This is a genomic window from Hyalangium sp. (assembly GCF_035629615.1).
Taxonomy (GTDB): domain Bacteria; phylum Myxococcota; class Myxococcia; order Myxococcales; family Myxococcaceae; genus Hyalangium.
The window spans coordinates 1-9,571 of sequence record NZ_DASPHO010000061.1 but is presented as its reverse complement, the minus strand read 5'-3'; the positions used below and the strand labels follow the sequence as shown (position 1 = coordinate 9,571).

Sequence of the window (9,571 nt, the reverse complement as noted above, 5' to 3'; positions counted from 1 at the left end):
CAGGTGGACCTGCCCCTCAATGGCATCTACAGCTACGGCATGACGGGGGCGGGGGTGCACGCCTACGTCATCGACACGGGCATCCGCCAGAGCCACACCGAGTTCCAGGGCCGCATCGGGACCGGCTTCGACGCGGTGACGGCGGGCGGCACGGCAGAAGACTGCAACGGCCACGGCACGCACGTGGCGGGCACCATCGGCGGTAGCACCTGGGGTGTCGCCAAGGGCGCGACGCTGCACCCGGTGCGCGTGCTGGACTGCGAGGGCTCGGGCACCACCGCGGGCGTCATCGCGGGCGTGGACTGGGTCACCGCGAACCACACCTCGCCAGCGGTAGCCAACATGAGCCTGGGGGGAGGGGCCTCGGAGGTGCTTGATCAGGCCGTCCGCAACTCCATCGCCTCGGGCGTCGTCTACGCGCTGGCCGCGGGCAACGACAGCGGCAATGCCTGCACGAAGTCTCCGGCGCGCACGGCCGAGGCCCTCACCGTGGGCGCGACCGAGAACACCGACGTGCGGGCCTCCTTCTCCAACTACGGCACCTGCGTGGACATCTTCGCTCCGGGCGTGAACATCGCCTCCGCCTGGTTCACCAGTGATACCGCGACGAGCAGCATCAGCGGCACCTCCATGGCCTCTCCGCACGTGGCGGGTGCGGCCGCGCTGTACCTGCAGACCAACCCCTTGGCCTCGCCCCAGACGGTGGGTGCGGCGCTGACGGGCTTCGCCACGCCGGGCCACGTGTCGAGCCCGGGCACGGGCTCACCCAACCTGCTGCTCTTCTCGGGCTTCATCCAGCCGGGCGGTGATGTCACCCCGCCGCAGACGCAGCTCACCGCTCCCGCCGAGGGAGCCACCCTCCAGGGCACGGTGCTCGTGAGCGCCAGCGCCTCGGACAACGTGGCCATCCGGCGGGTGGAGCTCTGGGTCAACGGCCAGCTCCGCGGCAGCGATGAGTCCGCGCCGTACGAGTTCTCCTGGGACACGGTGCAGGCGGGCAATGGCTTGGCCACGCTGGAGGCCAGGGCGTACGACACCTCCTTCAACTCCAGCAGCAGCACGCCTGTGTCCGTCTCCGTGCAGAACCCCGGCTTCGCCAGCTACGACTCGACGCGCCTCGCGCCGATCTGTGCCAGCGTGGGCGCCACCTGCGACACCGGTGTGCTCATCGATGGCCGCGGCACCCGAGGGCCTGAGCTCCACGCGCCGAACACAATCGCCTCGAGCTGCGCGGACGGCAACAGCGGCACCTACCACGTGGACGAGTCGGTGGATCGGCTCCGCATCTCCACGTCGGACGGCGGCCCGATCGCGGAGGGCAAGGCGGTGAACATCGCGGCCACCGTGTGGGCCTGGACGACTCCCTCCTACGACACGCTGGATCTCTACCACGCACCCGACGCGAACAACCCGGTGTGGACGCAGATCGCCACCTTTGTCCCAACGCAGGTGGGCAGCCAGGTGCTCTCCGCCAGCCTCACCCTGCCCGCTGGCAACTTGCAGGCCCTCCGTGCCGTCTTCCGCTACAGGGGCACCACCGCGAGCTGCTCTCCTGGCCTCTATGACGACCACGACGATCTGATCTTCGCGGTGGGACTGCCGGACGCTCCTCCCCAGGTGGAGCTCACGGCTCCCGGCACGGGCGCAGTCGTAGGCGGCACGGTGCGGCTCTCTGCCAGCGCCAGCGATGACTACGGCGTCAACCGCGTCCTCTTCTACGCGGGGACCCGCTACCTCGGCTACGACCCCAAGGCGCCGTTCGAGCTGAACTGGAACTCGGCGAACGTGGTGGATGGGACGCACGTCATCACCGCCCGGGCGGTGGACACGGCGGAGCAGATGACCGAGTCAGTGGCCATCTCCGTGACGGTGGACAACACCGCGCCCGGCGTGCTGCTCACCGCTCCCGCCGCGGGGTCCTTGCTGGAGGGCACGGTGAACCTGGAGGCCACGGCCACCGATCCCCACGGCGTCTCGCGTGTGGAGTTCTACGACGGGACCCTGCTGCTCGCCACGGACACCAGCGCTCCCTACAGCCTGTCCTGGGACACCCGCTCGGCCGCCAACGGCAGCCACACCCTGAAGGCCAAGGCCTTCGACTCGCTGGGCAACGCCAGCCAGTCCGAGGTGGCGGTGACGGTCGACAACGATCTGACGCCGCCCACCGTCAGTGTCACCTCACCCGGCGCGGGCGCGGTGGTGAGCGGTACGGTCGCCCTCAGCGCCAACGCCGCGGACAATCGCGGGGTGGATCGGGTCCTCTTCTACGTGGGCACCCGGTACATCACCTACGACTCGAGGGCGCCGTACTCGGTGAACTTCAACTCGCTGAACCTGGCCAACGGCACGTACAGCGTCACCGCCAAGGCCTACGACGCAGCGGGGAACTTCACAGTGTCGCAGGGCGTGACAATCAGCATCCAGAACTGAGCTGAGCACCCACTCGGGCAGCTCACCGGGCGCCGGGGGGAGAGCACTCCCTCGGCGCCTCTGTTTCGGGCGCGACCGTCCAGAACCTGTCTGCTTGTCTGACAGGTTCGCGCCATGCGCCGCCGACAGGGAGCCTCCGCCCGAGTCCTCCCTGTCAGGAGGGTGTTGAGGCCGGGAAGTGGGGGAGAAGGCGACGTCCCGGTTGTCGGCGCTGTCCACGCCGTTGACGGCTCGGAGCCCGGACTGAGCAGAACCCCTGGGGAATTCGCCCCCTTACGTGGTGGCCGAGCAGTTGCACAGAGCCCCGCGCATGGATGCCTCCTTCTATCTGTTGCTCGCGATCGGCCTGCTCGGGGCCTTGGATGTCGTCTACTTCCACATCTACCGCTGCCGCCTGCACCTGCGGCCCGAGTGCCGGCGCGAGGTGCTCTGGCACACCGTGCGCCACCTCATCTACGCGCTCCAGTTCCTCTGGGTGTCGCACCTGCGCTTCCATGGCGCGGCGCTGCTGCTCCTGGCCGTGCTGTACGCCGTGGATGTCTTCGTCGCCTGGGCCGACGTCTGGGAGGAGAAGGACAGCCGTGCGTCTCAAGGCGGGCTGCCCAGGGGCGAGTATCTCATGCACGTGGTGCTCAGCCTGCTCGTGGGCCTCTACCTCCTGTCCACCTTCCACGCCGTGTGGCCGGACCGGCTTCTGCCCACGGCCATCCTCGTGGCACCCCCGGCGGTGCCTGCCGCGCTGCGGGCCTTCATGACGCTCATGGGCGTGGTGGCGCTGGCCGCCTTTGTCCATGATCTCCACCGCTGGCTCTCGCCCCCTCCCGCGCGTGTGGCTGCGGACCGCGAGCCCCTGGCACGCCGGATCGTCGTGGAGGCCCTCATCCCCGCTCCCGTCGAGCGTGTCTGGGAGCGCTCGCAGACCCCGGAGCTGCACACGGGCTGGGATCTGCGCTTCTCCCACATCCGCTACCTCCCCGAGCAGGACGAGCGCGGCTTCCACCGCATGGAGTACCGCACGTGCCTCGGCTTCGGCCTCGAGATCGCGGGTTGGGGCCGCTACCTGCAGAACGCCCCGCTCGTGCGCTCCACCTTCGAGTTCGGCTCGGAGGATCCGAAGAGTCTCATCACCCATGGTCGCGGCGTGTGGCTCTACGAGCGCCGGCCCGAGGGGACGTTCTTCAAGACGGTGTTCGACTACGAGACGCGCCACGGTGTGGTGGGCGAGCTGCTCGACTTCTATGTCTTCCGCCCGCTGATGCAGCTGGCCACCGAGTGGAGCTTCGAGACGCTGCGGCGGTGGTGCGCGGGAGACGAGGCGGCCGTGGCGCACCGGCGCTCACGCTGGCGCTTCCTCGTCTTCCTCTGCTCGCGAGCGCTGGGCCGGCATCCTGAGCCAGGCGCCGCGCGGAGCTGGCTCGGCTCGGGCCGCGCGCCCACGCTCACGCCGTCTGCCGCCCACGCGCCCGTGGAGGTGGTGCCATGAGCACGCTCGCTCGGGAGGCCTGGAGGCGCCCGGTGCCTCGCGGCGTGGACCTCATGGCGGAGGACGTGGAGCCAGCGGAGCTCGCCGAGGCACGTGCCCACCTCCCACGCGCCTCGCCCCAGGAGCTGGCCGCCTTCGTGCTCCGGCACCGGGAGTGCCGCAGGCGACTGGCGGCACTGGAGGCCTTCTATCGCTCCTCTCCGTGCCGCATGGCACGTGTGCACCTGCTCGCCGCCAGCGCGGTGGCGTTGGGGCGCTTCTGGGGCCTGTCCGCGCCCTTCGCCCAGCTGGGTGAGGCGGTGATGCCCATGGACACCGCCGGCCAGCCACGGAGCAAGGCCTGGGAGGCCTATGCGCACGCGTGCTCGGAGGGCCTTCCCATCGAGGTGCGTGATGAGCGCTGGATCGACGCCCACATGCAGGACGTGGCAAAGGTCCGCGAGGTGGGGCTCGAGGCCGCCTTCCTCGCCGAGGCGCGGGCGCACGAGGAAGAGCCCCTGTGGCGGCTGCTCGTCCAGCACCTGGAGATGACGCTCGGGGCGCGCTTGTTCGACCAGCCGGCGCTCGCCGGGGCAGTGCCAGGGGAGACGGCGATGGCGGGCGGCATGGCGCTCGCGCTCGGGAGGATGCTGCGTGCGGGCTGGAGCCTCCTGCGCCACTACGCATGGGTGACGGCGCGTGGGCTGCTCTTCCCTCGTGGGGTGCGGGGGGCGGGGCTGCTCGGAGATCGTCAGGTGGCCTGGGTGCTGCTCGCCAGCTTCGTCACCGCGTGGACGGCTGCGCGGGTGTATCGGCGAGGAGTGCGCACCTTGCACCGCGGTCAGCAGGTGGGGCCTGCGGACAGCTGGCCTCTCCTGGCCGCGACCCTGGGCGGGGACGTGACGCAGGTCGACTCGCGAGTGGTGCGCTTCTACTCCAACCCTGGCGCCTACGCGGTGCAGGCGTCGGTGGAGCTGCACGGCTGGGGGACGCGCCTCTTCGCGTGGCTGGCCACCCGGCTGCTCGGCCAGGGGGTGTTCGAGTGCGGCGAGCGGGCCCTCCCCGCGCGCTTCCGGACGTTCCGCCGCATCGACGGCTCCATGCACTTCGTCCGGGAGCTGTACTGCGAGGGGGTGCTGCGGGTGTTCGACTCGGACTTCGTCGTGAGGGAGGGCCGCCTCTACGAAGTCTTTGTCGAGCATGGCCTGGAGGTGGAGCTGGAGGTGCGTGCACTCGAGCGCGGCGGCGTGTCGGTTCGCGGCCGGCGCGTGCGCTGGCATGGGTTGCCGCTGCCCACCTTCGGGGTGGGGGTCGAGTTCCGCGCGTACCCGGACGAGAGTGACCCCGAGGGCGTCGCCATCACCGGGACGCTGTTGCGTCAGTCACACTCGGATGCACGGGCGGCGCCTCGAGTGCTGGGAGTCCTTCGCTATCAGGCCTCGCGGCCCGAGGTCAGCGATCGTCACTCGGCCTTCTTCGGAGCGCTGGCTGCGTCCACCACGCGGTGGATGGGGTAGAGCTCTCCCACCGTGATCAGGCCATCGACGAACTGCCAGCGGCAGAAGCCGTCGTCCGAGTGCGGCTCGAGCAGGTACACCGCCAGCGTGCCAGCGCGCTGCGCCGTGGGGACATACAGCGTCCCCGCGGGGAACTCGCGGGTGGAGCGCTCGGGGGCCACCGTGAGCACGGTCTCGAAGCGCACGGGCTTGGGCTTCTGGCTGAGCGGCACCTCGGCTTGGCCCAGCGGCGGCACGTTCGTGGCCACGTCCGGGCTGAACGTCTCCTCGCGCCGTGCCACCCGGTAGCTGGTGACCGTCAAGCGCTGCGGTGACTCCAAGCGCTCGAAGCAGATGCCATGCCCCTCGAGACGCGCGGCCAGCTCCGCAGGCGCGAGGTACCCCACGGGGGTGCTCACCGCCTGGGTGGGGACGAACGTCCGGTAGTGCGGCATGCGGTAGCTGCGCCGGCGCTTCCCCGGGTAGCGGCGCTCGGTGATGCTGGCTTCGTCGAAGGCGTGGATGACAGCGGTGTCGCCGGGCTTCGCGTAGGCGGGGTACTCGAACACGAGCGCGCCCTTGTCGTCGCGCGTGGCGACACCGTAGTTGATGCCCACCAGAGTCTGCACATCGGGCGACTCGCCGCGCGAGATGATCCGCTCCTCCTCCGCCTCGGTGGTGCGGCGATAGGCGGCGGCATTCTTCGCGGCGTCTCGGAACAGCTCGAGCAACCACGCCCGCGTCGCCGCGCAGCGGCGTGGAAAGTCGATGTAGCTGTAGGTCTCGAGCAGTACGTCCATCCGGCCGAGCAACCCACGATAGTGGCTGCCGAAGCGCGGCAGCGCGGGATAGGTGTGCCAGCCCGAGCTGGGATCGCCTTCGAGCTTGTAGTTGCCGTACCAGAAGCTGTCGAAGCCGTGGCGCGTCTTCACGGCCTTTGCCACGCGCTCGAGCATCTCCCGGTTGAACGCGCGCAGCTCCGCGAAGAGCGGCTCGTTCGAGTGAGACGTGTCGAAGGTGAGATCAAAGGCGTGGATGCTGCCGTCAGTGGTGTGGCAGTCGATGAACAGGTGCGGCCACCACGTCTGGTACAGGGCGGCGAGCGCACGCGTCTCAGGCGCCTCCTGCTTCATGCTGTCGCGGTTGAGGTTCCAGCCCTCTCCGGTGTAGCGCATGCCCACACCGCCCTCGGGGTTCACCTGGCCCTCGAGGTTCTTCAGATCGAGCTTGCGGTTGTTGGGGCTGATCCGGTCGTTGCCGTCGGGGTTGAAGTTCGGAACCACCACCAGGCACAGCTTGTCGAGCAGCTTGCGGCCGAGCGCGGTGAGCGTCAGGTCACGCGCGAGCGCGAGCACGGCCTCCTTGCCTTCGACTTCCCCCGCGTGGATGTTGGCCTCCACCAGCACGACGACCTTCTTCTGCTTGCGCGCGAGCTCGGGCGTGAAGCAGCCGCGATCGCTCACGATGAGGGCCACCAGGGGCTGGCCTTCGCCGCTCTTTCCGAAGTCCACGCGCCGGGCGAGCTTCGTGCGGCGGCAGAGCTCGTCGACGAAGGCGAGCACGTCGGCATGCCGCGAGGTTTCCTTGTAGTTGGACGCTTCGGCGCGGGTGAGCAGCGAGGTCATGGGCGCGCATCCGAGCGCTCCCGCCAGGAGGCGTCAAGCGGAACCTCACCCCGCGCTGCGTCCGCCTACGGGGAGGGCGGCAACCCCGTCTTCCGGAAGATGCGGGCCCGCATCTGCTCCTCGCGCTTCTGCCCACGCTGGACGGCCTTGAGCTTCTCCGCCTCACGCGTCCGCGGCGGGCCATGGGCATCGAGCGATGCAAAGAGCCGGTTCACCGTCGCGGTGATCTCGTCCACGGCATGCTCGAAGGCCTTCCGGTTGGAGCGCGAGGGTTCCCGCATTCCGCTCAGCTTCCGGACGTACTGCAGGGCGGAGTCGCGAATCTCCGCCTCGGTCGCGGGCGGCTGGAAGTGATGGAGGAGCTTGATGTTGCGGCACATGCGCCGATCATATCGGACCGCATGGTGGCTTCCACCTCCAGGATGCCCGCTTGGAGCGCTGCCGTGGGCTCACGGGGTGCCTTCGGCTCCAGCGGGTGTGAGTGTCACCTCCGCAGGAGTGCCTTCCGGCCAGCGCAAGAGCGCCATCGGCAGCCCAGGGGTGTCACACAGCTCGATGCGCCGGCCGCCCGGGTGCCGGAAGTAGAGCGAGCGAGCGGCACCGAAGGCTGAGCCAGTCGGCAGCTCCTGAGAGGGAGCCACCTCGCGGTCCACCCGCCAGTGGAGCACCACCGGCTTCTCACGCAGGTGGCGGTGCACCTCCACGACGAGGCTGTCCACGCCCGCCACATTCCAGTCGAGCACCAGCTCCTTGCTGGACTGCCGCCGCTCACTGAGGAGTGGGTAGGCGCGGCCGCCCACGTAGGCCGTCGCGTCCACCTTCGCCCCACTCAGGGAGTCGAGGAAGCCTACCTCCATGCGGTAGGTGCCCTTCGGAAGCCGGAAGGAATAGACCATGCGCCCGAGCCGCCGCTCCTGGGCACCCAGGTACGTGTCCGGTGGGTCGACCTGGGAGAGGAGCGCTCGCTCACCGGCGCGGAACTGCTCGAGGCCTTGAGGAGCCGCCAGCGCAGGGGCCTGGGCGGGCAGCTCCACCCGCTTCCAACCCGCGGTCTGATCCGAGGGCACGTAGCAGGGGCCCATGGGCGTCGTGCCGAGGAGCAGCGCGCTGGCCAGGGAGAGCATCGGTCCCATCTCAGGCGCTCCGAGGCGAGGCCCGGGTGGAGAGCCACGCGCCGCCGAGCATCAGCATGCCCGCGCCGGCCAGGCCCGCCACGCGCAAGGTGCCGTTGAGGTGCGTGGTGTCGTACGCCAGGGCCTTGCCCACGGCGATGGCGATGAAGGCGAAGCCCGCATCACGGATGACGCCCTCCCCGCGCTTGCGGCCGTGGAGCACCAGGGCGACGCCCACGACGAGCCAGCCCAGGGTGAGCACCAGGCGCCGGCCCACGTCATCCCACGCGAAGCCCAGGGTGAGGAAGTGGAAGTAGAAGGCCCAGGAGGTGGCGATGGCTGCTGCCGTCAGGCCGTACCAGACGAGCACGGACTGCAGGCGATCCGGCTCCGCGCTCACGGGCCGGGAGCGCCACACGGCGAGCGCCGCGGCCACGAGCGTCACAGTCAGGCCCACGAGCAGCAGGCCGGACTTGGTGGCCGCGTACCAGGCGCCGCCGAGCACGCCGCAGGCGATCACCGCGATGGGTCCGGCGAGCGGCCGCTCCCGAGGCACTCCGGCAAAGGCCAGGCCCGTGGCCCCCACCGCCACCACGGCGAGCAACATCTCCATGGGGACCTGCAGATCCCTCCAGAGGAACACCGCCGCAAGCCCCAGCAGCCCCACTCCCGCGATCGCCAGTACACGCACGTCCCACTTCGTTCCGTTCACTTGAGTCCTCCTCCGTATGCCGCGGAGGAGATTGCAGCGGCCGCGCCAACGGCTGACGCATGGCGGCATGCGGGGTTAGGCGGGCGGTTGTGCAGATCGGTGTGCAGCCAGAGGCACACAGGGTAGAGCGCTCCTTCGCACTGCCCGTCTCCGCCGGGACCTGGAAGATCACAGGATCTTTGAAGGTTCAACGAAATCAACGAAGAGAGGGTTGCTTCTGGCCACTGGCGAACCCAGATTGGAAAATGAACAGGACCCCTCCCCCCAGTCCGGGCCTTGATGACTGACGAGAAGCGAACACTCGCGCAACGACAGGATTACTTTGTGGCAGAAGCACAGGACCCGTCGTGGCGGGTAGGTGATCGGTGGAAGTTGCTGGTCGAGAGCATCCGCGACTACGCGATCTTCATGCTCGATCCGCAGGGCCGGATCATGACCTGGAGCCCGGGTGCCGAGCGCACCAAGGGCTACAAGGCGCAAGAGATCATCGGTCAGCACTTCTCCCGCTTCTACACTCCGGAGGACATCCGCCGCGGCAAGCCGCAGGCACTCCTGAGGCAGGCCGCGGAGGATGGGCGCGTGGAGGAGGAGAGCTGGCGGGTGCGCAAGGACGGCTCTCTGTTCTGGGCGGATGTGGTGATCTCGGCCATGCGAGATTCGTCCGGGGAGCTGTGCGGCTTCGCGAAGGTCACGCGGGATCTCACGGACCGCCAGCAGTCAGAGGAGAAGCTCCG

8 protein-coding genes are annotated in these 9,571 nt (G+C 69.4%); 4 read left to right on the top strand and 4 right to left on the bottom strand.

The features are described from left to right. The 3 genes from VD972_RS02835 to VD972_RS02825 form a co-directional block, all read left to right on the top strand. Positions 1 to 2,430, top strand: a 2,430-nt coding sequence (locus tag VD972_RS02835) for an Ig-like domain-containing protein (RefSeq protein ID WP_324980341.1), incomplete at its 5' end; no start/stop codon positions are given. A gap of 310 nt (positions 2,431 to 2,740) precedes the next feature. Continuing rightward, positions 2,741 to 3,913, top strand: coding sequence for an SRPBCC family protein (locus VD972_RS02830; protein ID WP_324980337.1), 1,173 nt, complete (start codon positions 2,741 to 2,743; stop codon positions 3,911 to 3,913). Next, positions 3,910 to 5,409, top strand: a complete 1,500-nt coding sequence (locus VD972_RS02825; protein WP_324980335.1) for a DUF4166 domain-containing protein — start codon at positions 3,910 to 3,912, stop codon at positions 5,407 to 5,409. Before VD972_RS02830 ends, VD972_RS02825 begins: the two co-directional genes overlap by 4 nt. On the opposite strand, the gene VD972_RS02820 is transcribed toward VD972_RS02825, so the two are convergent. From VD972_RS02820 to VD972_RS02805, 4 genes are all read right to left on the bottom strand, one after another. Next, a complete protein-coding gene (locus VD972_RS02820) occupies positions 5,355 to 7,013 on the bottom strand; it encodes a M14 family metallopeptidase (RefSeq protein WP_324980333.1) in 1,659 nt (552 codons plus the stop codon). The two genes, VD972_RS02825 and VD972_RS02820, sit on opposite strands and share 55 nt — an antisense overlap. 65 nt (positions 7,014 to 7,078) lie before the next feature. Next, complete coding sequence (locus tag VD972_RS02815; protein WP_324980331.1) at positions 7,079 to 7,393, bottom strand: DUF2277 domain-containing protein; 315 nt, start codon at positions 7,391 to 7,393, stop codon at positions 7,079 to 7,081. Between the two features lie 69 nt (positions 7,394 to 7,462). Beyond that, positions 7,463 to 8,146 (bottom strand): hypothetical protein, encoded by a 684-nt coding sequence (locus VD972_RS02810; RefSeq protein WP_324980328.1) that lies wholly within the window; start codon positions 8,144 to 8,146, stop codon positions 7,463 to 7,465. 1 nt (position 8,147) lies between these two features. Next, positions 8,148 to 8,837 (bottom strand): DUF2339 domain-containing protein, encoded by a 690-nt coding sequence (locus tag VD972_RS02805; protein WP_324980326.1) that lies wholly within the window; start codon positions 8,835 to 8,837, stop codon positions 8,148 to 8,150. Positions 8,838 to 9,161: 324 nt separating this feature from the next. Between VD972_RS02805 and VD972_RS02800 the strand changes: the two genes are divergently transcribed. Next, positions 9,162 to 9,571: PAS domain S-box protein (locus VD972_RS02800; RefSeq protein WP_324980323.1), on the top strand; the 410-nt coding region annotated here is incomplete at its 3' end.